This window comes from Chryseobacterium sp. CBTAP 102 (genome assembly GCF_003201365.1).
Lineage (GTDB): Bacteria > Bacteroidota > Bacteroidia > Flavobacteriales > Weeksellaceae > Chryseobacterium > Chryseobacterium candidae.
Window position 1 is genome coordinate 310,783 of the sequence record NZ_QICX01000002.1, and the last position, 22,976, is coordinate 333,758.

Annotated in this window: 18 protein-coding genes; 10 read left to right on the top strand and 8 right to left on the bottom strand. The window is 37.0% G+C overall.

The genetic code is table 11. From position 1 onward, the window contains the following. Positions 1–22 precede the first annotated feature (22 nt). The 4 genes from C8D70_RS04725 to C8D70_RS04740 form a co-directional block, all read right to left on the bottom strand. Positions 23–1,312 carry an MFS transporter gene (locus C8D70_RS04725; RefSeq protein WP_110366535.1) on the bottom strand — a complete coding sequence of 430 codons (1,290 nt, stop codon included), beginning with the start codon at positions 1,310–1,312 and terminating at the stop codon, positions 23–25. Between the two features lie 173 nt (positions 1,313–1,485). Next, a complete protein-coding gene (locus tag C8D70_RS04730) occupies positions 1,486–3,111 on the bottom strand; it encodes a SusD/RagB family nutrient-binding outer membrane lipoprotein (protein WP_110366536.1) in 1,626 nt (541 codons plus the stop codon). A gap of 17 nt (positions 3,112–3,128) precedes the next feature. Continuing rightward, positions 3,129–6,089 (bottom strand): SusC/RagA family TonB-linked outer membrane protein, encoded by a 2,961-nt coding sequence (locus C8D70_RS04735; protein ID WP_110366537.1) that lies wholly within the window; start codon positions 6,087–6,089, stop codon positions 3,129–3,131. A 383-nt stretch (positions 6,090–6,472) separates the two neighbouring features. Next, complete coding sequence (locus C8D70_RS04740) at positions 6,473–7,351, bottom strand: AraC family transcriptional regulator (RefSeq protein ID WP_076597865.1); 879 nt, start codon at positions 7,349–7,351, stop codon at positions 6,473–6,475. A 199-nt stretch (positions 7,352–7,550) separates the two neighbouring features. Here C8D70_RS04740 and C8D70_RS04745 point away from each other — a divergent pair, with 199 nt between their 5' ends. From C8D70_RS04745 to fabF, 5 genes are all read left to right on the top strand, one after another. After that, positions 7,551–8,417: a helix-turn-helix domain-containing protein gene (locus C8D70_RS04745; RefSeq protein ID WP_110366538.1), complete on the top strand. Its 867-nt coding sequence runs from the start codon at positions 7,551–7,553 to the stop codon at positions 8,415–8,417. Positions 8,418–8,504: 87 nt separating this feature from the next. Further along, positions 8,505–8,924 carry an OsmC family protein gene (locus C8D70_RS04750; protein ID WP_002982623.1) on the top strand — a complete coding sequence of 140 codons (420 nt, stop codon included), beginning with the start codon at positions 8,505–8,507 and terminating at the stop codon, positions 8,922–8,924. A 179-nt stretch (positions 8,925–9,103) separates the two neighbouring features. Beyond that, positions 9,104–9,709: a TetR/AcrR family transcriptional regulator gene (locus tag C8D70_RS04755; RefSeq protein WP_110366539.1), complete on the top strand. Its 606-nt coding sequence runs from the start codon at positions 9,104–9,106 to the stop codon at positions 9,707–9,709. A gap of 10 nt (positions 9,710–9,719) precedes the next feature. After that, a complete protein-coding gene (locus tag C8D70_RS04760; protein ID WP_110366540.1) occupies positions 9,720–10,988 on the top strand; it encodes an acetyl-CoA C-acetyltransferase in 1,269 nt (422 codons plus the stop codon). 203 nt (positions 10,989–11,191) lie between these two features. Next, positions 11,192–12,433, top strand: coding sequence for a beta-ketoacyl-ACP synthase II (gene fabF / locus C8D70_RS04765; RefSeq protein WP_110366541.1), 1,242 nt, complete (start codon positions 11,192–11,194; stop codon positions 12,431–12,433). Between the two features lie 318 nt (positions 12,434–12,751). Here the strand turns inward: fabF and C8D70_RS04770 are convergent, their stop codons facing one another. Then, positions 12,752–13,522, bottom strand: a complete 771-nt coding sequence (locus tag C8D70_RS04770) for a murein L,D-transpeptidase catalytic domain family protein (protein ID WP_110366542.1) — start codon at positions 13,520–13,522, stop codon at positions 12,752–12,754. Between the two features lie 181 nt (positions 13,523–13,703). On the opposite strand from C8D70_RS04770, the gene C8D70_RS04775 reads away from it, so the two are divergent. Further along, positions 13,704–15,221, top strand: coding sequence for a hypothetical protein (locus C8D70_RS04775; protein WP_110366543.1), 1,518 nt, complete (start codon positions 13,704–13,706; stop codon positions 15,219–15,221). Between the two features lie 34 nt (positions 15,222–15,255). Here C8D70_RS04775 and msrB read toward each other — a convergent pair whose 3' ends face one another. Continuing rightward, positions 15,256–15,702: a peptide-methionine (R)-S-oxide reductase MsrB gene (gene msrB / locus C8D70_RS04780; RefSeq protein ID WP_410493704.1), complete on the bottom strand. Its 447-nt coding sequence runs from the start codon at positions 15,700–15,702 to the stop codon at positions 15,256–15,258. 142 nt (positions 15,703–15,844) lie between these two features. Between msrB and C8D70_RS04785 the strand changes: the two genes are divergently transcribed. Both C8D70_RS04785 and C8D70_RS04790 read left to right on the top strand, forming a co-directional pair. Further along, positions 15,845–17,089 (top strand): DUF445 domain-containing protein, encoded by a 1,245-nt coding sequence (locus C8D70_RS04785; RefSeq protein ID WP_110366544.1) that lies wholly within the window; start codon positions 15,845–15,847, stop codon positions 17,087–17,089. Positions 17,090–17,115: 26 nt separating this feature from the next. Continuing rightward, positions 17,116–18,006 carry a hypothetical protein gene (locus tag C8D70_RS04790; protein WP_110366545.1) on the top strand — a complete coding sequence of 297 codons (891 nt, stop codon included), beginning with the start codon at positions 17,116–17,118 and terminating at the stop codon, positions 18,004–18,006. Positions 18,007–18,036: 30 nt separating this feature from the next. Here the strand turns inward: C8D70_RS04790 and C8D70_RS04795 are convergent, their stop codons facing one another. Continuing rightward, positions 18,037–19,074: a quinone-dependent dihydroorotate dehydrogenase gene (locus C8D70_RS04795; protein WP_110366546.1), complete on the bottom strand. Its 1,038-nt coding sequence runs from the start codon at positions 19,072–19,074 to the stop codon at positions 18,037–18,039. Positions 19,075–19,452: 378 nt separating this feature from the next. Next, positions 19,453–20,160: a pseudouridine synthase gene (locus C8D70_RS04805; RefSeq protein ID WP_110366548.1), complete on the bottom strand. Its 708-nt coding sequence runs from the start codon at positions 20,158–20,160 to the stop codon at positions 19,453–19,455. Between the two features lie 302 nt (positions 20,161–20,462). Between C8D70_RS04805 and C8D70_RS04810 the strand changes: the two genes are divergently transcribed. Together C8D70_RS04810 and C8D70_RS04815 are read left to right on the top strand one after the other, a co-directional pair. Then, positions 20,463–22,004 (top strand): glycine--tRNA ligase, encoded by a 1,542-nt coding sequence (locus C8D70_RS04810; protein ID WP_076596419.1) that lies wholly within the window; start codon positions 20,463–20,465, stop codon positions 22,002–22,004. Between the two features lie 103 nt (positions 22,005–22,107). Next, positions 22,108–22,941 carry a hypothetical protein gene (locus tag C8D70_RS04815; RefSeq protein WP_110366549.1) on the top strand — a complete coding sequence of 278 codons (834 nt, stop codon included), beginning with the start codon at positions 22,108–22,110 and terminating at the stop codon, positions 22,939–22,941. The last annotated feature ends 35 nt before the right edge of the window (positions 22,942–22,976 follow it).

Genomic DNA, 22,976 nt, shown 5'->3' on the forward strand with positions numbered 1-22,976 from the left:
TTTTTAATTATTATGAGTTGATTTATTGTTCTTTCTGATTTTCAGGGTAAGGGAAAGGAACGAATAAAGTGGCCAAAAAAGCAGGAATGGTAGCAATCAGCACCCAGATAAAGAACATTTTGTATCCGATCCAGTCGCTGATCGTTCCACTGATCATTCCGGGAATCATTACACCAAGGTTCATAATTCCTGTTGCAAATGCATAATGTGCCGTTTTGTGTTTTCCGGGTGCAATCTGCTGCATCATGTAGAGCATTAACCCTACAAAACCAAATCCATATCCGAAATATTCCACGACTACGGCAACTCCTACCGGCAAAAGGTCTGCTGGCTGATAATGCGCTAATAATGCATAAACCACAAATGGAATGTTGAATGCACAGCATAGCCATATCAAAGATCTTTTCAGTCCGCGGGCTGAGATAAAATATCCTGCCAATACGGATCCAAGGATAAATGCTGCAGAACCGTATGTTCCGTAAATAAGTCCGATATCTGAAGTAGATAATCCCAATCCTCCTGAGGTTCTTGGAGCTTTAAAAAATAAAGGAGCTATTTTGATGGCAAATCCTTCTGCAAAACGGTACAGAATAATGAAGAGTATACACCACAGAATTTTCTTTTTGGTGAAGAAAGAGGTAATGACTTCCAATAGTTCCTGACGAACGTTTCCGGCCGTTTTCTCATCTTTCTGCTCTTCTTTGTTTTCTTTTGGCAGAATGAAATAGTGATAAACAGCCAATCCCAAAAAGAGTAATGCATAAATCACCATAATGATCATCCAGGCATGGGTAACTCCTTTTGTTTTTTCTAAAACACCTGCGAAATAAACTAATGCTCCACTGCTTATAATCTTGGCAAGATTGTAAAAAGCACCCTGCCAGCCGATATATTTTGCCTGCTCCTTATTGGTCAAAAACCCGATATACGTTCCGTCTGCTACCACATCATGGGTCGCTCCACAAAATGCTATTACTGCAAAAAGCGCAATACTGTATTTGAAAAAATCATGCATTGGAAGACTTAAGGCTACTAATGCGAATAGAATTCCTATCGCAAACTGAGTAGAAATAACAAAGAACTTTTTTGTTTTATAGATCTCCAAAAACGGACTCCAAAGTGGTTTTAACGTCCATGAGAACAGGATAAGAGCTGTCCAGAATGTAATCTGCGAATCCGAAACCCCCATGTCTTTATACATAATTCCTGAAACCGCATTAATGGTTACAAAGGGAACACCCATTGCAAAGTATAATGTGGAAATCCAGAGAATTGGCTGAATCCGACGGGTTACGGAGTTGTTTTTTCCCATATTTAAAAATAAGATTCCAAATAAAAGAGAACATCTCAAACATTCATTCAGGCTAAAAAACGAAACTATAAATTTTTTGGAGATTCTACTCTATTCTCCTGCCTTAATGAATGTATCAAATAAAAATCTGATGTTGAGATGTCTCTTTATTAATGAGTGATTCTGAATATTTTTTATTTCTTATCCCACCAAAGCTTTGTACCTCCGGTATCAGGTCCGTTCAGCATTTGTGCAGCCTGCTGGTAATTATATAATGAAGTTTTGGTATCAATAGTGAAAGGAATTCTTCTGATCATTGCTTCTGTACTGATCGCTCCGCCGCTGTCATTTTTTCTTACTTTGAAAAGAATCGGGTAGCCTGTTCTTCTCTGCTCAGCCCATGCTTCTGGGCCGTTCGGATAAAGAGAAAGCCATTTTTGGGTAATAATTCTTTCTAATTTTCTTTCGTTGGTATCCCCGTTATTCCACGCAATCGTAATGGTACTTAGCTGAGGATTTCCTACAGCAACATTATTGTCTGCATTTTTTGGGTCAACATAAGGAGCTTCTGTAGAAGTTGTATCAGCAAGATAAGCTGCAACACTGGCACTTTTTCCCCATTCTCCGAAAGATTGCTGCACTCCGGTAGTATAATTGGTCTGAATATCACCTGCGCCGGCATAGCCTCTCAAAGCAGCTTCTGCTTTCAGAAACCATGTTTCTGCAGCAGTGAATAATTTCATTTTCCCATCAGTTCCGGAAAAATAATCTCCGCTGGCAGATTTTGCCTGTGGCTGAGAGAATCCTCCGTATGTTGATTTTCCATTTAATAAATCAATTCCCTGGCGTATTCCTATATATTTACCCTGAACATCGGCATCTTTTGCAGGAATTGCATATGCCGAAAGTCTCGGGTCATTATATCCGTTCATATAAGCCATCAAAGGTGCACCTATTAAACAGTCTCCCCATGAGTAAATGATGAAGCTCAATTCTGACTGTCCTACACTGATTAAAGCGTTATCTGCATTGTCAGTAATTAATCCCGCAGGTGAAGCCAAAGCCTCTTCTGCATATTGCTTAGATTTTGCAGGATCAGCATAGCTCATTCTCATGGCTAATCTCAGCTTTAATGAATTGGCCAGTTTTGCCCATTGTGCCATATTTCCTCCATACACTAAATCTGCACTTTTCAATGAGGTCTTATCTTCAACATTCTGTGTTGCCGACATTGCAATTACTTTCTGTAAATCTGTAATGGCTGCCGTAAGATCTGCAATAAAATAGTTGTAAGCTTCTTGTTGAGAATCAAAATCTGTAACTCCGTTAGGGTTAGGTTTTTCATATTTGCTGTAAACTACAGGACCATGGCTGTCTGAAACTCTTGCCGCTGTAATAACTTTCAGAATTTTTTTCACAGCAAGGGTTCCCGTAAAATCTACACCCGGATAGTTCCCTTTGGCAGCATTATCAATAATGATAGAATAATTAAAAATATCCTGTTGTCTGGCAATGATTCTATTGTTCCATCCATCCATCATAGAGTAAGTAAGGTTATTTACTCCTCCGTTAAATGGTGTTGCGGTACTGAACATTCCGCTGTACATATCTGCACTCAGGTTAGGATATAACTGATAATCTGCCTGCAACCCTCTCTGGATAGATTTCATAGGGTTCACAACTGCGATAAAGTCAGCGTAAAAATTTTCAGGGCCTCCAAGCTTTTCCTGATTATATTGGTCAAAGTCATTAGTACATCCGGAAGCTGAAAACAGAACTGCAGCTCCAAATACCAATGTTTTAATAGTATTGATTTTCATTGTCGTAATTGTAAAAGTTAGAAGTTAGCTTTTAATGATAATCCAATAGATCGGGTAATCGGTAATCCGAATGAATCTACTCCCACTCCACCAGGCGTATTCCCTGATACCTGCTCAGGATCAAACGGTGCTTTCTTATAGAAGAAAAATAAATTGGTTCCTACTAAACTTACCGTTGCATTTTTCAAATATTTTGAATTGACATCAAACAGATACGAAACAGATACCTGACGTAAACGTATTGTTGTAGCACTATACAGATAGGCTTCATCAACTCCTTTTCCAAATCCTTCAGTTGTTCCTACTGCTTTATAATAATCTTTAGCGTTAGTCAACCCAGTATAGGCCTGCCCTGCATTAGGAGTTCCCGGTGCATACACTGCATTTGGGATTGATACGCCTCCAGCATCTCTAGCATCAGCAGTGGTCTGACTTACTCCATATAAATCATTGGCTTTTTCTGTAAGTGATAATACTTTACCTCCGAATTTCCCATCAATAAGGAAAGAAATCCCCAGTTTACCGATATTGAACGCGTTATTGAATCCAAGAATAAACTTCGGGTTCGGGTTACCCAAATAAGAAGGCGTACTCTCTGCTAAAGGAACCCCTTTCTCATTCACAAGAACACGGCCCTGATCATCTCTTTTAAATTTGATTCCGTAAAGATCTCCAAAAGCCCCCCCCAGTTTTAATCTTGTATAGTCACCACCTCCGGTTAGTGAAAAAGTCAAGTCTTTAGAAACATTTATGCTTGTTGGTAATAATTCAACGATCTTGTTTTTATTGGCCGAAGCATTCAATGTAGCGGTCCATCCGAATTTTTCCGAATCAAAGATTTTATAAGATAATGAAGATTCAAAACCGGTATTTCGGATTTTTCCCGCATTAATATAATATGATCCCGGAGCCAAACCTCCTAAATAAGAAGGAATTGTGGTTTCCAACAACTGGTTGCTGGTATTTGAATTGTAATAAGTAATATCAAAATTCAGTTTGTTATTCAGCATTCTTAACTCAGTACCTGCTTCAAACGTTTTATTAAGTTCCGGTTTTGGAAGCAATGCCTCAAAACCTGCCCCTGTAGCAAAAGAACTCTTAGGATATACAATCGTTCCTGCATCTACTCCATAAACATATCCTTTATTATATTCAACCATTGCATTGGTGATATTCGTAGGTAATCCCAAACCAACAGTTGCATAAGACCCTCTGACTTTCCAGAAATTAATAACTTCCGGAAGTTTGAAAACAGAAGATAATATAGCATTTGCTCCTACAGATTCATAATCAAATCCGGTTCTTCCTGTTAATGCTAAAGTAGAATCCCAGTCATTTCTGAAAGTCATGTCCACATAGAACATATTTTTGTACCCTACGGAAGCACTCGCAAAAACAGACTGTACCTGTTTTTTCATGTTCGTATAGGTATTATGATAACCATCTCCCGGCGCTCTGTTTATATTCCACTGAAGGTTATTCAGTGTAAAAAGATTAGGATTTGCCAGATAAGCATTATCAATTTGTCCTATTTTATTTCTTGTCGTATTAATACTTCCTCCTACTGTAAAATCTAAAGAGATAGATTCACTTACTTTAGGACTACCGATCAATAAAACATCACCATAAGTAGAAGAATTTTCATAGGTGTTTTTAAGCATTCTACCATTAATACCATTTGCAAGTAAGCTAGGCGCTGAAAAAGCAGCAATATCACGCTGGCTGTCTGAAATATTCCAACTGTAGTTTCCTCTCACTCTTGCAATCAACCATGGATTTATCTGGTAAGACAATGAAAGGGCACCGTATATATTTTTGTTACTCACTGTTACTGGGTTTTTGTTTAAGATCCAGTAAGGATTCTGTGTCACAGGATTTCCTTTGAAGCTTCCGTCCGGATTTACTTCCCACCAGTTTTGAGCTGGCAAAAATCTCGTTTTATCCAAATAAGAATAATTATCGCCTCCGTATTGATCAAAATCTACTCCTCTCGGTAACCAGTACAAACTTGTCAAAGGAGAAAAAGAAGCTCCCGGAGTCTGTCTGTTTTTACTTTCCTGTAATGACCCGATAAAGTTGGCATCCAATGTCAGTTTATCATCAAGAAACTTACTTGAGTTTCTGAAAGAGACATTATACTGATCAAAATACGACATTGGAACCACTCCTTTATTGGTAGTATTTCCGATAGAGAAATAGTTTGTTGATTTTTCATTTCCTGACTGGAAAGAAAGGCTGTTTACCCATGTAGTTCCTGTTTGCAGAAAATCTTTAAGATAATCCTTTGAAGATCCTTTTGCACCCCAGCTGTCTACAGCCTGTCCTGGCTGCTGCCCAGCAACAGATGGATCATAAGACAGATAACTGTGCTGCAGTTTTGGAAGACTGTATGCTCTGTCTACAGTAAGGCTGGAACTGTAAGTAATTGAACTTTTCCCTGCACGTCCTTTTTTAGTCGTAATCAGAATAGCCCCGTTACCTCCGGCAGATCCATACAATGCACTAGCAGAAGCTCCTTTCAGGAAGTTGATACTCTCAATATCATCAGGATTGATGGAGCTTAGTACATCTCCCGGATCCGGCATATTGGAATACTGTCCGATATCTGCAGACTTCCCTGTTCCGTTAATAATAGGAATACCATCAATTACATACAATGGCTGTGTATTGTTTACAGACTTATTCCCTCTCATGATCACCCTTACGGAGCTACCTACACCATTGGTTCTGTTGATTTGTACATTGGAAACTTTTCCATTGATCGAATTTAATAGATTGGGAGTTTTCACTTCTGTAAGCTCATCCCCGCCAATCTGCTGGCTGGAATACGTTAAAGAGCGGGCCTGCCTTTTAATCCCCAAAGAGGTGACTACGACCTCCTCAATACTGGTTGTCTTCGTAGTGTCGGCCGCTTTTTTCTCCTGTGCATTCGCAGTAAGTGAAAAAACGAACAGAACGGGTATAACTGCTTTTCTCATAAGGTATAGATTCGTTAGATTTAATTGAGAATCAGTGACATTACTTTATTTTTTAATACAAAAAAAATTATTGTTCTTTCAGCAAAACTTTGCCATTTATGTATTAAATTATTTAAAGTTTTGTTAAGATTTAATTCACATTCACAAATCTAAATTTTGTAGTCAGTCTGATATAATACTATTTTATCATAAAACGATATTATTTTTTCAGCAATCAAAATTAAAAGCTATTAATGCTTTAAATATCAGCAAAATACAACACTTCCCTAACAATTAAAAAAGGGGATTTATTCCGTTATTTTAACAAAAAAAGTAGATTTCTGGACGGAATTATAGAACGCCAGATAGGATAAAAAAAGAAAAATGTAAATTTTTAATACGTACTATTCAATCTTTTTAACTCCTTTGAATTGCTCTTTAAATTCGGTTGGAGTTGTTTTTTTGATGGACTTAAATACCTTGTTGAAGTTCGCAATATTATTAAACCCGGCTTCGAAAGCAATTTCAAAGACCGTAAGATTTTTTTCCATCAACCAGCGTGCAGCATAACTGATTCTGATCTCATTAAGATAATTAACAAATGTTTTCCCTGTTCTTTTTTTAATAAACCTGTTAAATGTCACATTGCTCATGTTCACCAATGAGGCTACATTATCCAGCGTTATTTTATTCTCAAAATTTTTATGAACAAAATCATGAACAACCTTCATTTTATCATTATCAGCAAAAGACTCAAGCTCAATACTATACGAAGATAAAAGTGTTTTATTTTCTGCCACAGCCAATTCGTTCAGAATCTTCATAATTTCTATGAAAGATTCAAAACTGTTCATTTTTGACAAATTGAGAAACGAATCTTTTAGTTTCTCAGCCGTTTCTGTAGAAAAAAGAATCCCTCTGATGGAGTCTTTCATCAGATTATTGATGGGTTTCAAAATATTTTTCTCCATTAATGACTGCTGAAAGAAATCCTGGTTGAATTGTATGGTGATTTCGTGGGTTTTTCTGTTTTTGCATCTGTAATTAGCCCAACAGTGCGGTAAATTAGGACCCACCAACACCAACTCTATATTTCCGATCTCTCCGGTATGATCTCCTATCATCCTTTTGTATCCCTTCCCTTTATAAATAAAATTGATTTCAATTTCCGGATGGTAGTGGTACGGAAAGTCGAATGAAGCTTTAATCCTGTCAAATACGAGAAAACTATCTTCAGGAGATAGTGGAGTTATTTCTCTCAGAATATTTTCTAATTCGCTCATACAGGCAGTTATGAAAAAAAGTTAATACTATTAGGTCACAATACAAATCTTTGTAAAAATGATAAAATAATATCAATGTAAAAACATATTTCCGATTTATTTATTCCAGATTTTTATGTCAGACATCAGAAATTAGCGTTTCAATAATTTAATACAGCTTACATCATTCATTTTTGTATCTTTAAACTAAAGTTAAAGGATGCAGCAACAGCTTATTTTTGAAGATCAATATAAAAGACTTGGACTGGAAGTATTTACACCGGAAAATCTGGAGAACTTTAATGGAAATCATTTCAAAACTGATATCAAAGTATTTTTTATTCCTTCAGGATATGAGCTTACGGTAGATTTTAATCATTATAAAACAAATAAACCTTCTTTGTTTTTTCTGACCAACCAGCATCTAAGCATACAAAAAGGGAAAGAGGAATTGATCCTTCTTTTCTACAACCGTGATTTTTACTGCATTCAGATTCATGATAAAGAAGTAGCCTGCGATGGGCTTCTCTTTCATAATGTATTTGAAATTCCTTTTGTAGAGCTTGACGACTCAGAAACAACTCTTATAAAATCTCTGTTTCAGAATATTCAGGATGAACTTGAAGGGAAAGATTCTTCTGCAGAGGAAATGATAAGAACCTATGTAAAACAGATCATTATACGCGCTACCCGAAAGTGGAAAAAACAAAATCTGGATAATGACACGCTCAGAATACCAGGCAGTGAACTTGATATTTTCAGGGATTTCAGCAGACACCTGGAAATTCATTTCAGAGAAAAACATAATGTCGCTGATTATGCAGAGCTTCTTCACATCGCTCCGAAAACTTTAACTCATAAATTTAAAAACCTAAACCTGGAATCTCCCAATCAGTTTATCATCAACAGAATTTTATTAGAAGCAAAAAGATTATTGTTTTATACAGACAAACCTATAAAAGAAATTGCCTATGATCTGGGCTATGAAGATCCGGCTTATTTCAACCGTCTTTTCACCAATAAAACAGGAAGCACTCCCGCAAATTTCAAAAAAAATTACATTACGGGAAAAAAGTACAATATTTAGCTCTTTTTATCTATTGAAAATACCTTGTCACAGACATACCTTTGTAACATCAAAATCAAACAATACTAAATACAAAAAAACAACATTATGAGACGTAACGCAACAGCCGTTTGGAACGGTACTATCAAAGAAGGAAAAGGACATTTAACTACTCAGAGTACAACTTTAAATCAGACTCAATATTCTTTCAACAGCCGTTTTGCAGATGGTGTAGGGACAAACCCAGAAGAATTGCTGGCAGCCGCCCATGCAGGATGTTTCACAATGAAACTGGATGCCGAATTATCTCAGGCGGGTTACAATCCTGAAGAATTAAAAACAACTTCTGTCATTACTCTTGATCCCAATATCGGAAAGATTACAAAATCTGAACTGACTCTTACAGCTAAAGTTCCGGGAATCTCAGAAGAAGAATTCCAGAAATTTGCTAAAATCGCAGAAGAAGGATGCCCTGTGAGTGCAGCATTCAACTTTGAAATTACATTGAACGCTACTTTGGAAAACTAATTTAAGTATTCATTCAATATCAATAGAAACGGGCTAAAAGTCCGTTTTTTTAATTTAAAAAGAATCCATTGGCTTCAGCCAAAACTTAAATCCAAAACACTCAAATTAATTATTCTTCCTCAATAAAATATACCGAGTGGTATATTTTTGTATATTTGCATCATATTTAAACATTTATAATGTCAAAGGCAGAAAAAACAAAACAGCATATCATTGAGAAAACAGCAACTCTTTTTAATACCAAGGGTTATATTTCCACTTCGCTGTCAGACATTACACAGGCAACAGGATTGACAAAAGGCAGCATCTATGGAAATTTTGAAAACAAAGATGAAGTAGCTATTGAGGTTTATAAATACAATGCCGGATTATTAGGCAAAACCCTCAGCCGTTCCTTTGGCGATGAATACATTACTTCGTTGGATAAGCTTCACGCATTTGTAGAGTTTTACAGAAAAAACTGGAAGTTTGTTTTTGCAAACGGCGGATGCCCTTTGATGAACGCTGCAACAGAAGCTGACGACTCTTTTCCGGCATTAAAAACTCAGGTTAAAAGATCTTTTGAACAATGGTTGACAAAAATATCAGATGTCATCGATGAGGGACAACGTAAAGGGGAAATTGATAAAAAAGCCAGTGCTGAACAATATGCTTCCTTATTCATCATGCTTATTGAAGGCGGGATTTTGCTTTCAAAAACGATGGGTGATCAGAGTTTTCTAAACCATGCTTTAGACAAAGTCGCCAGCATAATTGATCATGAACTTACTATTCTTCCATCATAAATTATACCATATGGAAACAAAAAAAGTGGCTATTGCAGGATACAACAGAATTCCTTTTGCCAGAATGAATACCTCTTATTCAGAGCAGAACAATCAGGATCTGCTGCTTGCTTCTCTCAACGGATTGATAGATCGTTATCATTTAAAAGGAAAGAGACTCGGAGAAGTTGCGGGAGGCGCAGTGATTAAGCACATCTCTGAAAGCAACCTCATCAGAGAAACGGTAATGAATACGACTCTTGATCCCGCAACACCTGCTTGTGACCTTCAGCAGGCATGTGATACAGGAATTGAAGCTGCTATTTATATCGGAAATAAAATTGCTTTGGGTCAGATAGATTGCGGCATTGCCTGCGGAGTGGAAGCCATGAGCAACATTCCATTCGAATCTTCACCAAAATTAAGGAAAGCACTTTTACGTGCGAATAAAGAAAAGTCAGCGTTTGGAAAATTGAAACAGTTGTTAAGCCCGAAACTGAAAGACTGGATGCCCATTCCTTATAAAGGGCAGGAACCCAAAACAGGTCTTGTGATGGGTGAACATACAGAAATTACTGCCAATTATTACAATATAACAAGAGAAGAACAGGATGAACTGGCATTAAAAAGCCATCAGAATATGGCAAAAGCTTATGATGAAGGCTTTTTTGACGACATGATTACTCCAGCTTTTGGTCTGGACAAAGATAATAATCTGAGACGTGATAGCAGTATTGAAAAGCTTTCACAGCTGAAGCCTGCTTTTGATAAACAGAACGGAAGCTTAACGGCAGGAAATTCAACACCATTTACAGATGGCGCTTCAGCAATTTTACTGGCCAGTGAAGAATGGGCAAAAGCCAATAATCTTCCTATTTTAGCTTATATCACTTTTTCAGAACTGGCAGCCATAGAATATGTTGAAAATAAACAGGATCTGCTTCTTGCCCCTGTTTTTGCAGCAGAGAGGATGCTTAAAAAAGCAGACATGAATTTATCAGACTTTGATTACTATGAAATTCACGAAGCATTTGCTGCACAGGTTTTGGCCACCATAAAGATCTGGGAAAATGATGAGCTTGCCAAGAAATTCGGATTGGAAAAGGCTCTCGGAAAAATAGACAGAAGCAAACTGAATGTAAAAGGGGGAAGCCTTGCGGCAGCTCATCCATTTGCAGCAACCGGAGGAAGAATTATCGCAACACTGGCAAAATTACTTCATGAAAAAGGCAGTGGAAAAGGATTTATATCCATTTGCGCAGCCCGTGGACAGGGAGTAACCATGATTTTGGAAAAGTAATAGCAGCCTTATTCCATATTCAAAAAAGAGCAGATTCTTTTATTATGCAGTAAATAATATGATTGATTATTCGTTTGCAGAGAAAGAAAATTGATAATATTGCAGTGGAAAATGAGCTGATAAAAGAAGTAATTAAAATGAAACATGAGATAAACAGTTTTTATCTCATGAAAATCTAATCTATTAAAAAAGAGTAACTATATATGAAAAGAGTTGTCATTACAGGATTAGGTGCTGTGACACCTTTGGGAAATAATGTTGAAGAATTTTGGCAAAACAGTATTAAAGGAGTCAGCGGAGCAGGACTCATTACCCATTTCGATACGGAAAAATTTAAAGTGCATTTTGCCTGTGAGGTAAAAGGCTTTGATCCAAAAGTATATCTGAACCATAACGAAATCAAGAGAAGTGATCTGTTTACACAATATGCCATGTATGCTTCTGCGGAAGCGATTCAGGATTCCGGGCTGGAACTTGAAAAAATGGATCCGTTCGATACAGGAGTCATCTGGGGAACAGGACAGGGCGGAATGTGGACCTTTGAAAAAGAAGTGATGGATTTCGCTGCAGGTGATGGTACACCACGTTTCAATCCGTTCTTTGTGCCAAAGTTTATCGCGAATATGGCTTCGGGAATGATTTCCATGAAATATGGTCTTCAGGGAATTAATTATACTACTGTTTCTGCCTGTGCTACAGGAAATACGGCATTGATGGATGCTTTTAATTATATCCGTTTAGGAAAAGCAAAAGTAATCATCAGCGGTGGTTCTGAGGCAGCCATCACTCCGGCTTCCATCGGAGGATTCTCTATTATGAAAGCCATGTCTACAAGAAATGATGATTTTGCAACAGCCAGCCGCCCTTATGACGTAAACAGAGACGGTTTTGTAATGGGTGAAGGTGCAGGAGCTCTGGTTCTTGAGGAATATGAACATGCTGTTGCCAGAGGAGCAAAAATTTATGCTGAATTAGCAGGAGCCGCAATGACAGCAGATGCTTATCACATGACAGCACCTCATCCTGATGGTGTAGGAGCCATTAAAGCAATGCAGCTGGCAGTGAAAGAAGCAGGAGCGAATATGGAAGATATTGATTATATTAATCCACATGCTACTTCCACACCGATTGGAGATACGATTGAATTAACGGCGATCAACAAAGCCTTTAAAGGAAGTAAAAATCTTGATATCAGTGCAACAAAATCCATGACCGGACACTTATTGGGTGCTGCCGGAGCAGTGGAAGCCATTCTTTCGATCAAGGCTATTCAGAATGGAATTATTCCTCCAACCATCAATCTTCACAGTATTGATGAGAAGATTCCTCAGGATATCAATATCGTTTTCGGAGAAGCGAAAGAAAAGAATATCAATTTTGCATTGAGTAATGCCTTTGGGTTCGGGGGGCATAATGCAACGGTTGTTTTTAAGAAGTTCAACTAATCAGATTAAATAATTGAAAATCCCTGTATGAAAACCATGCAGGGATTTTTTATCTACTTTACAGATAAACAATACCTTTTTACAAGTAATAATTTTCTGATTAAAAAAAAATGAAAAATTAATTATAATACGACTTCTTTTGTCGCTACCCGTCAATACTTTTGTTTTAGTAAAATTACTTGCAAGAATTTACAAATAAAATTATTTAAACAGAAAATATGATGTGTAATTTAAACTTAACAACCACAGAAAATTTTTTATCCAATTGTCCAAAATTAGCAATACATAAAAAAAGCAGCCCAACCTGACTGCTTTATCTTATACTTGCCCTTTCAACCATTCCGAAGAGGAAAGATAATTCTGATCAGGATAATAAATGAACAGAAGATTTCTACCTTTTATGGTATTGATGATCGGCTGCGTCAGCTCTCTTGGTACTGCGGGGCATCCCCAGCTTCTTCCGATCCTTTTGTGCATAGCAGCAAATTCATCGCTTACATAATTGGCTCCGTGCATTACAATTGCTCTTCTGTAAGCTGCATCATTGAATCCCTTGTCCATGCCCAACAGTTTTAAAGAATATCCGTTGTCTCCCTGATAGGTTGCATCTGTGATATAAAATCCCAGGCTGCTCTGTAACGAACTTTCCCTGTTAGAAAAATTCGTCGCAAATTCTTCGCCTGTATTTTTACCATGGGCAACCAATGAGTTGAACAGAACTTTTTTGTCTGCAAGGTCAATAACCCAAAGTCTTTTGGTGTTGGAAGACATAGAAAAATCGCAGATCGTTAATAAATGCGAATCCTGAGTAAGCAATCCTGCTTTCTTTAAGTTTTCGTAACCGGTCAATGCTTTTGAGAATACGTCATAGTTCAGTTCATGCCCTTGGTCAAATGCAATTGATTGGTATAATGCTTCTGATGAAGAAACAGCAGTTGTAGTCTTCTCAGATTTCGTGTCATCAGCAATAGATACTATTTCAGTCTTTGCCGTCATGAAATTTTCATTCTTTACAGCTCCTCGTGGAGAAATGTAGAATGAGGTGGTAACCATGTAAACAAGGCCTAATACGCTATAAAATCCTTTCATTCAATACTATATAAATCCAAATTAGTGGAGCAAAAGTATAAAAACATCATTACGCAAAGGGTAAAAACGAAAAAAGTTTAACGCTATTTAAGAAACTTTAACGTCCTGATTCTGTGAATAATTTAATATCAATACTTTAAAAACATCAATATTCAAAATAACAAAAAAAAACAAAATTATTATGTCAATACAAATTGTAAACCCAGCAACCAATGAAACGCTGAATTATTTTCCAACCGCTACATTTCTTCATAATAACTCTCCTATTTCATCAACTATTAACAATGAAGATGGAGTTATTTATCTGGAGCATTCCGGAAATACCTATGTGCTTGAAGACTATATGGGAGGTCACCCAATTAATGTCAGAAGATTTGGACTTAATGCAGACAGAGGCTACACTTCAACCGCTATCAATAAAGGAATAAAGCTTGCAAAAAAATATAATTACAAGTCTCTATATATTCCCAATGGTGATTATGATATCACCGAAACGGTTAATATAGATGTTGCTCCCGATACAACAATAAAAATTGAGGGTAATTTAAATGTAAAAGAATCCTTTACCGGAAATGCTATTGTTATAGGAACTCATGGCCCTGCTATTACTCAACCTGTAGAGGATTCATTGGCAGGATTAAATATCCAGGGGCTTAATTGTTCAAAAAAGATATATAATGACTCAGACTCAACAGGAATAGTAATTATGAATGTAATCGCTTCGACCATTGAAATTAAAAGGGTGACCGGATTTAAAATAGGGACATTAATATATTCTGATAATGGCCGAGGTGGCGGAACTTCATATAACACCTTCTTTATCAACTATTTTCACGACAATAAAATCAATCTGAAATTCGAGAAAAATGATGTTCAAGGCTATATCAATGAAAATACTTTCTATGGTGGAACATTCAACCATAGTACCAGTTTCCCGAAAGTTAAAACATTCCATATACTTATGGAAGATAAACAAATCAATCTCCATCCTTATAATAATAACAGATTTCTTTATCCGTCTTTCGAAGACAATGATCCTGACAATGCTACCGCAGCACAAATAACCGGAGAAAGCAATACTATCGTAGGACCAAGAATGGAAAATCCACAAGATCCATTCTATGCAATCATATTTGATAAATATTCTAAAAGATGTCAGGTCATTTCAAAAGGTTTTGGACTTTATAAAAGTTCTGTAGAAAACAATGGGGAAGAAAATTCTTATGAAACGAACAGCGGAAATTTACTAACCACAAATTCAGTAAACCCTGTATTAACCTTACAAAATCAGGCATCTTCCTCATATGAACTTTATAGCGGATTAGATGCCTCTGGCAATAAAGTATTTTTTGTGAACGGTGAAGGAAAAGGATTTTATGGAAATTCTGTATATGCAGAACAAGGATTCAGATGGGCTACTTCTGATGGCAGTAAAAACGATAGAGGTCTTTTTAATGGAAATGGAGCTCCAAGCATTGCGGCCAATCCTGGAAGTATTTATATCAATAATGATGGAGGTAACAAGATGCTATGGATAAAAACAGCCAGTGGAAGCTCATCCGGATGGAAACTCATAGGAACACAGGCCGATGCGCTCACAGCAGCTGAACCTTCACCATCAGCAACAGCACAAGATGTATGGGTAAGGTTAAAAAACCTGGAAGATAATCTTAAAGCAGCCGGACTATTATCCTCTTAAAAGTGAGAAACCACCTGTAGCAGGTGGTTTTTATTTATTTTTGAGAATCCGGAACAAATTCCAGGCTTACAGAATTCATGCAATATCTCAATCCTGTAGGCTTCGGACCATCATCAAAGACATGTCCCAAATGGGAATCACATCTTTTGCAGAGTACTTCTACTCTATCCATTCCATACGACTGATCTCTTACATAATACACGCCTTCTTTATCCGCTTCAAAAAAACTTGGCCATCCACAGCTGCTGGAAAATTTAGATGTAGAACGGAACAGGTGATTTCCACATACGGCACAATAATACTCTCCTACCTCATCAAATTCATTGTATTTTCCCGTAAAAGCTCTTTCTGTAGCTGCTTCTCTGGCAATGGCGTAGAGATCCGGAGCAAGGATCTTTTTCCATTCTTCATTGGAAATATTGAGTTTTTCAATATCTGTTCTGGAATAGTATGGATTATTATTTGCTTCTGTATTTTTCATAGAAGGGGTTTTAATGGGTTGGTAGTTCTGCGTACAAGCCTGCAGAATAATTAACAGGGTTATTAAAATTAAAAATTTCATCATCAATTTTAATTCTGTAACCACGAATGGTTTCATAACCAAATTTAGTAAATTTGAGAATATGAATGACGAAGCAAAAAGAAAACAACTCAGAAAATACAAAGCATTTGCTACAGGATTATTTGTCCTGATGGCTGTTATTTTTATTGTTACCACTATTTTACAAAAGTCTAATCAATCTCATTGGATCGGCTATGTGCGCGCATTTGCTGAAGCTGCAATGGTAGGTGCACTTGCTGACTGGTTTGCGGTTACTGCATTATTCCGGCATCCTCTGGGGCTTCCTATTCCCCACACCAATCTGATTGAAAACAGCAAACAGAGACTGGGATATAATCTTGGAAATTTTGTAGTGGGAAACTTCCTTTCCCCTCAGAATATACGTCCTTATATTCAAAAGCTTAAAGTTTCCAATTTTGCCGGGGAATGGCTGGCTAAGGAAAAAAGCCAGGAGATTTTAATTAAAAACCTTTCGGATATTGTTCTTGATATCCTTAATAAACTGGATGATTCTACAGTAAGCCAGTTTATCAGCAAAAAGGTTTCTGAAATGACAGATGATATCAAGCTCAATAAAGTGGTTGGAAACGGAATCGGATATATTCTGGAAAAGAATGACCATCAGAGAATCATCACCAATCTTTCCAAACAGATCAAAGAATATATTATTGAAAACGATGAAATGATACAGGAACGGGTAAAAAAGGGCAGCTATTCCTTCATTCCGTCTTTTGTAGACAATAAAATTGCGGATAAAATTACCGACGGACTTTCTGATTTTTTCAAGGAAATAGAAGAAAATCCTCAACACGAAGTAAGAGGATTAATTACTCAGAAAATTCATGAATTCTCTATTGATCTGAAAGAAGATCCGAAGTGGGATGAAGAGTTTAAAACCATTAAAAACGGTCTTCTCAAAAATGATAAACTGGATGAATATTCCAATGATATCTGGGTTTCCATAAAAAAAACATTGATGAAAGAACTTCAGGAGGAAAACTCGGCTTTGAAAAACTATCTTACTAAAAATTTAAATGAGTTTGCCCAGAATTTAAAAACCGATGAAAATCTTCAGAACAAAATTGATCATTGGGTTCGGGTGACAGCTTATAAATATATTCTGAAAAACACTCATCAATTCGGGAACCTCATCAGTACTACTGTTGGAAACTGGCAGGGAAAAGAACTCAGTGAAAAACTGGAACTGGAAGTAGGAAAAGACCTCCAGTTTATCAGGGTCAACGGAACATTAGTTGGCGGACTGGTCGGGCTCATCATCTACACCATCGCTCACTTTTTCATTTAAAAAACTAAAAACCACGATAACTCAACATGAAAAAAGTCTTCACTGCATTCTTTTTTTGTTTCCTCACATTGGTTCTCTGTCAAAAAGTTGAATTAAAGAAAGTAACGGATTCTTCCCAGACGTTTAAGGGAGAAATCGGAGGAATGCCTATTACCATGGAACTCAACTATACAGGCATTGTAGATTGTGATCAGTATCAGCATTATGTGGACGGATGGTACTATTATGACAAATACAAAAAGAAAATCTCGCTTACCGGAATATATGATTATTATGGAAATATTTCTCTTTATAATTTTGGAACCCGGCAGAAGCAAAATTCCAGGCTTTTAAAGGAACAGATCACATCCCTTCAGAAAGTAGAAAAGACGGATGAAATAGCACAAAAATTACTACCAAAGGAATCTATTATATTTGAAAAAAGCAGCCAGAATACCAATCCAATTCCAGGGAACTTTTATCTGGGCAAAAAGGTTCAGCCTGCAAAATTATTTACAGGTAATGCGATGATCTACCGCCTCAACAATTATCTGTACTTACCGAATAATAAAAAGATCAACACTTTTGATTTCATTAATAAAGCAGGTGGAAATGAATTGATCTCCTATGCTTCAGGAAAAAACGGAAACAGGATTTTACTTTATTTTGAACAGACTTCAAATTTTAATGCCTGCGGCCAATGCGGAGCAAGTGAAGGAGAAAAAGGTTACAGAGTTCTCTATTTCACAAAAGACTGGAACTATAAAAACTATGAAGAATTCCTTACTGAAAGCTGTCGGGAAAATATGTATGACGTTACCAAAACGAAATCCAAAGACCAACAAACCATTACCTATAAAATAGGCAAATCCGAAAGCACTCCGCCCCATACGCTTACGGTAGATATTAAAAACGCATCTGTAGTAAAGTTAAAATAAAAAAGAGAGTCATATCAACTCTCTTTTATGTTATCTTGGTAATCTTCCTGCTCTTTTCAGAAGCTCCTGATTGATGTCGTTGATCAGTTGCGGACCTTCATAAATAAATCCGGTATACAACTGAACCAATACAGCTCCTGCATCCAGCTTCTCCATCGCATCTTTAGCAGAATGAATTCCTCCTACTCCAATGATTGGAAATGCCCTGTTGCTTTTATCAGAAAGGTATTTGATCATTTTTGTACTTCTTTCACGGATGGGTTTTCCACTTAATCCACCATTTCCTATCTGTTCTAAAACTTCGGGAGAGGTTTTCAGCCCTTCTCTGTTCACAGAAGTATTGGACACTACAATACCATCAATCTTTGTTTCTGCAATCAGTTCAATGATTTCATCCAATTGATTATTATTAAGATCCGGTGCAATTTTAAGTAGTATAGGTTTCTGTACAGATTTTGATTCATTTATCTTTTTCACTTCCGTAATCAGCTCTCTCAGATAGTCTACATCTTCCAGCTTGGCGTGGCTTCCTACGTTCGGGCAGCTCACATTCAGGACAAAGTAATCTACATGAGGATGAAGACCTTCAAAGCAGTCCAGATAATCCTGGGTATAATTTTCCGGGCTTGTATCTGTATTTTTTCCGATGTTTCCACCGATAATTATTTTTCCTTTGTTGGATTTCAGCTTCTCAATAGCTGCTTCAAGACCGTCATTGTTGAATCCCATTCTGTTGATAATTCCACCATCTTCAATAAGGCGGAATAATCTTTTCTTAGGATTTCCGGCTTGCGCTCTTGGGGTTACCGTCCCTATTTCTACAAATCCAAAACCAAGATCTCCCAATTCATTGAACAGTACTGCATTTTTATCAAAACCGGCAGCCAGTCCTACAGGATTTTTAAATTTTAATCCGAAAACTTCTCTTTCCAGACGTTTGTCTTCAATAGGTTTTGGTAAAAACAGTTTGGTAAGAAATCCAAAATTCTTAAGCATTGAGAATGTAAAGTGATGAACATCTTCAGGATCGAATTTGAAAAGAATAGGACGAATGAGCGATTTGTACATTGAAAAAAAGTTTTACAAAATTACTCTTTTTAAAATTAATGCTATATTGATGTATAATATTTTATCGAAATGGCTCATCTATAGTATCTATAAGCTGGAAAACAACTATATATGCAACAAATCAGTGGGGTTTTTTAACGGTGCGACTGCAAAGAAAGATGATTATCCTGAAAACATTTTGGTTCGCAAGGGCGTTTCACTTAGCGAAGCACCCGATATTAGGATTTGCTGAACGAAGTGCCCTTGCGATCGGAAATAAAAAGCAGACATAATTAAACTTTGCGAACATTGCGTTAAAAACAACAGATACAGAGAAATCTACGTTATCTGTTAAATGAAATGGGATACTTTTTAATATAATTATAAACACCATCCTTGTCAAGGTTTTAATGAAGAGTACGCACTCAGGTCAAAATTCAGAATATCCCCTACCCTTTTGAACTCTTCATCTATAGTAGCATTTACCGTAATTCTTTCGTTAGAAACAGGATGATTGAAAATCAATTGATGGGCATGAAGCGTCATTTTATTGATCTCAAATGTTTGAAGCCACAATTTATTCTGTTTATTGCAGCCATGTTTCCGGCAGCCTAAAATAGGATGGAGAATATGTTTAAAATGTTTTCTCAGCTGATGAAATCTTCCTGTTTCAGGGATGGCTTCTACCAAAGAATATCTTGAAGTCTGGTGTTTTAAAAAGGGTAAATCTATTTCTGAAGTCTGCAAACGACGATAGTAAGTAACCGCATTCTGTGTGACTTCATTTTCATTAACCAAATCATAATCAATGGTTTCTTCTTCTTTTGTCCAGCCCCGAAGAATAGCCAGATATTTTTTCTCTACGTCGCGTGAAGCAAACTGTTCACTCATGATTCTAAGGGTATCTTTATCTAAGGTAAACAGCAGAACACCCGAGGTTTTCCGGTCTAACCGGTGTACGGGATACACTTTTTGCCCAATCTGCTTCTTCAGCTCCTGAATAGCATAGGTATCGGCTTCTCCCGCATAGAAAGATTTATGAACCAATAATCCGCTGGGTTTGTTGATGGCAATAAGATGCTCGTCACGATAAAGAATTTCTAACATTCGGCAAAAGTAAAGATTTTCGACTGATATTATATGCGGCCATATTTGTAAACCTAACAGGTTTTGAAAACCTGTTAGGTTTAGACATTCCTTTATCAATAGCCCCGATCTAAGAGAAAATCCCGCATTGAGGCGGCGGCGCGAAGCAGAGCCGCCGAGCGAGGAATTGGAACGGAGAGCGGGTTCCCGGCTCCTTAAAAATTAATTTGTAGATATTTGTCTGTTTATTAACGGCTTTTTTTATTGAAACTCATGATTTTGATTCCAAATTCATATTTTTGCATATCAGACGTAAAAAAATTATGGCAAAGCAAGAAGATGTTTTCAAGAAAGTGATTTCTCACGCTAAAGAATATGGTTTTATTTTCCCATCGAGCGAGATCTATGATGGTTTATCCGCTGTTTATGATTATGGACAGAACGGTGCCGAACTAAAAAATAATATCAAACAATATTGGTGGAAAGCTATGGTACAGCTTAACGAAAATATTGTCGGCATTGATTCGGCGATCCTTATGCATCCAACAACCTGGAAGGCATCGGGCCACGTAGACGCTTTCAACGATCCATTGATTGATAATAAAGATTCTAAGAAGCGTTTCAGAGCAGACGTTTTGGTTGAAGATTATTGTGCTAAAATTGAAGATAAAGAGAACAAAGAAATTGAAAAAGCAGCGAAAAGATTCGGGGATGCTTTCGATAAAGATCAGTTTGTGGCTACAAATCCAAAAATTCTGGAATACAGAGCCAAAAGAGAGACTATTCTCTCAAGACTTGCAAAATCTCTGGAAAAAGAAGACCTTGCTGATGTAAAAGCTTTGATTGAAGAGCTTGAAATTGCAGATCCTGATACGGGTTCTAAAAACTGGACAGAGGTAAGACAATTTAACCTGATGTTCGGTACCAAGCTGGGAGCTTCCGCTGACAGCGCCATGGATCTTTATCTGAGACCAGAAACGGCTCAGGGTATTTTCGTTAACTTTTTAAATGTACAGAAAACTTCACGTCACAAGCTTCCTTTCGGTATTGCACAGATTGGTAAGGCTTTCAGAAATGAAATTGTGGCAAGACAGTTTATTTTCAGAATGCGTGAATTCGAACAGATGGAAATGCAGTTTTTCGTTGCTCCGGGTACAGAACTTGAATTCTACGAGCAGTGGAAGCAAAAGCGTCTGAACTGGCACAAAGCTTTAGGTTTGGGAGATGAGAATTACAGATTCCACGATCACGAAAAGCTTGCTCACTATGCAAATGCTGCAGCTGATATTGAGTTTAACTTCCCATTCGGATTTAAAGAACTGGAAGGTATTCACTCAAGAACAGATTTCGACTTAAAAGCGCATGAAGAATTCTCGGGAAGAAAACTTCAGTTCTTTGATCCTGAGAGAAACGAAAACTATGTTCCTTACGTAGTGGAAACTTCAGTAGGTTTAGACCGATTATTCCTTTCTATATTCTCACATTGTTTAAGAGACGAAGTATTGGAAGACGGTTCAGAAAGAACAGTTTTATCGTTACCTCCGGCATTGGCACCAATTAAAGCAGCTATTCTTCCATTGATGAAGAAAGATGGTTTAGCAGAGTATGCAGAAAAGATCTTCAATGATCTGAAATATGATTTCAACCTGTTCTACGAAGAGAAAGATGCTATCGGAAAACGTTACAGAAGACAGGATGCCATTGGTACTCCATACTGTATCACTGTAGATCATGACTCTTTAGTTGATCATACGGTAACCATCAGAGACAGAGACACGATGCAGCAGGAAAGAGTTCCCGTTTCAGAGTTGAGAAGAATCATTGATGAGAAGACAAACTTCAGAAATTTACTTTCTCAATTATAGTTTAAAAGCCCTGTTTTTCAGGGCTTTTTTATTTTTCATACATTCCGGATCAACATACCATAAAAATGATTATTTTTAGCGGATTAAAAAACTAATAATAACCATGAAAAAGCTAATACTTTCATCACTGGCTGTGGCAGTGCTCTCAAGTTGTGTGTCTAATGATAATCCGGCCGACCACAGAGACAACAGCAATAACTCTCATAACAATAACACGGGTACTTCTCCACTCTTGAAAAAAGCAACTGACGTCAATCCTGGCGGCCAGCCTTATGTGGTGGAATTTAAGTATAATGGAGACAAGCTTATAGAAACCTACAATGCATCAGATGATGATAGAGTGATTTATACTTACAGCGGAGATTATATTGCTAAGACAGAAGAGTTCATTGGTGGCTCTCTGGTCCTTATGAGAGAATTCACCTATTCCAATGGAAGACTTTCAACGGAAAAGATAACTGATAAAGAACAGGGAACGCTGATCTATACCAAAATTTATCAGTATCTCAGTGATACCCATGTTCAGTTTGATGAGTATAAAAGCGGAACTTATAATCCTTCAACAGGAACGTATTCCAATCTTGTATTTGCACAGGTGGATGTTAATTTAACCAATGCAGGAAATGTGGCTTCAGCAAAATATACATATAACGGAGTTACCTACAATATTACCAATACTTATGACACCTTCAACAATCCTATGAAGAATATAAAAGGTTTTGTTAAGATTAATTTATTTGATGTGAGTGACGGGCAAATAGGGTATAATAATCTATTGAATCAAACAGAGAGTTATTCCGGTTTATCCAATGGAACCAACAAAATTACCGCAGTTTACACGCTTAACGGAGACAACTATCCTACCAAAGCTGTTACTACATATGATATCTCAGGCTATGGAACAAGTACTCATAACTGGCTTTACGAGTACTATTAATAATTATTTTGCATTTTAGGTTGTAAGCTTTGGAA

Excerpts from the sequence above, each read along its gene's own strand:
- msrB (WP_410493704.1), bottom strand. The coding sequence starts at position 15,702 with ATGAAAAATACAGAAGCAAATAATAATCCATACTATTCCAGAACAGAT.
- C8D70_RS04805 (WP_110366548.1), bottom strand. The coding sequence starts at position 20,160 with ATGTTAGAAATTCTTTATCGTGACGAGCATCTTATTGCCATCAACAAA.
- C8D70_RS04785 (WP_110366544.1), top strand. The coding sequence starts at position 15,845 with ATGAATGACGAAGCAAAAAGAAAACAACTCAGAAAATACAAAGCATTT.
- C8D70_RS04735 (WP_110366537.1), bottom strand. The coding sequence starts at position 6,089 with ATGAGAAAAGCAGTTATACCCGTTCTGTTCGTTTTTTCACTTACTGCG.
- C8D70_RS04810 (WP_076596419.1), top strand. The coding sequence starts at position 20,463 with ATGGCAAAGCAAGAAGATGTTTTCAAGAAAGTGATTTCTCACGCTAAA.
- C8D70_RS04730 (WP_110366536.1), bottom strand. The coding sequence starts at position 3,111 with ATGAAAATCAATACTATTAAAACATTGGTATTTGGAGCTGCAGTTCTG.
- C8D70_RS04775 (WP_110366543.1), top strand. The coding sequence starts at position 13,704 with ATGTCAATACAAATTGTAAACCCAGCAACCAATGAAACGCTGAATTAT.
- fabF (WP_110366541.1), top strand. The coding sequence starts at position 11,192 with ATGAAAAGAGTTGTCATTACAGGATTAGGTGCTGTGACACCTTTGGGA.
- C8D70_RS04795 (WP_110366546.1), bottom strand. The coding sequence starts at position 19,074 with ATGTACAAATCGCTCATTCGTCCTATTCTTTTCAAATTCGATCCTGAA.
- C8D70_RS04770 (WP_110366542.1), bottom strand. The coding sequence starts at position 13,522 with ATGAAAGGATTTTATAGCGTATTAGGCCTTGTTTACATGGTTACCACC.
- C8D70_RS04790 (WP_110366545.1), top strand. The coding sequence starts at position 17,116 with ATGAAAAAAGTCTTCACTGCATTCTTTTTTTGTTTCCTCACATTGGTT.
- C8D70_RS04725 (WP_110366535.1), bottom strand. The coding sequence starts at position 1,312 with ATGGGAAAAAACAACTCCGTAACCCGTCGGATTCAGCCAATTCTCTGG.
- C8D70_RS04750 (WP_002982623.1), top strand. The coding sequence starts at position 8,505 with ATGAGACGTAACGCAACAGCCGTTTGGAACGGTACTATCAAAGAAGGA.
- C8D70_RS04740 (WP_076597865.1), bottom strand. The coding sequence starts at position 7,351 with ATGAGCGAATTAGAAAATATTCTGAGAGAAATAACTCCACTATCTCCT.
- C8D70_RS04815 (WP_110366549.1), top strand. The coding sequence starts at position 22,108 with ATGAAAAAGCTAATACTTTCATCACTGGCTGTGGCAGTGCTCTCAAGT.
- C8D70_RS04760 (WP_110366540.1), top strand. The coding sequence starts at position 9,720 with ATGGAAACAAAAAAAGTGGCTATTGCAGGATACAACAGAATTCCTTTT.
- C8D70_RS04755 (WP_110366539.1), top strand. The coding sequence starts at position 9,104 with ATGTCAAAGGCAGAAAAAACAAAACAGCATATCATTGAGAAAACAGCA.
- C8D70_RS04745 (WP_110366538.1), top strand. The coding sequence starts at position 7,551 with ATGCAGCAACAGCTTATTTTTGAAGATCAATATAAAAGACTTGGACTG.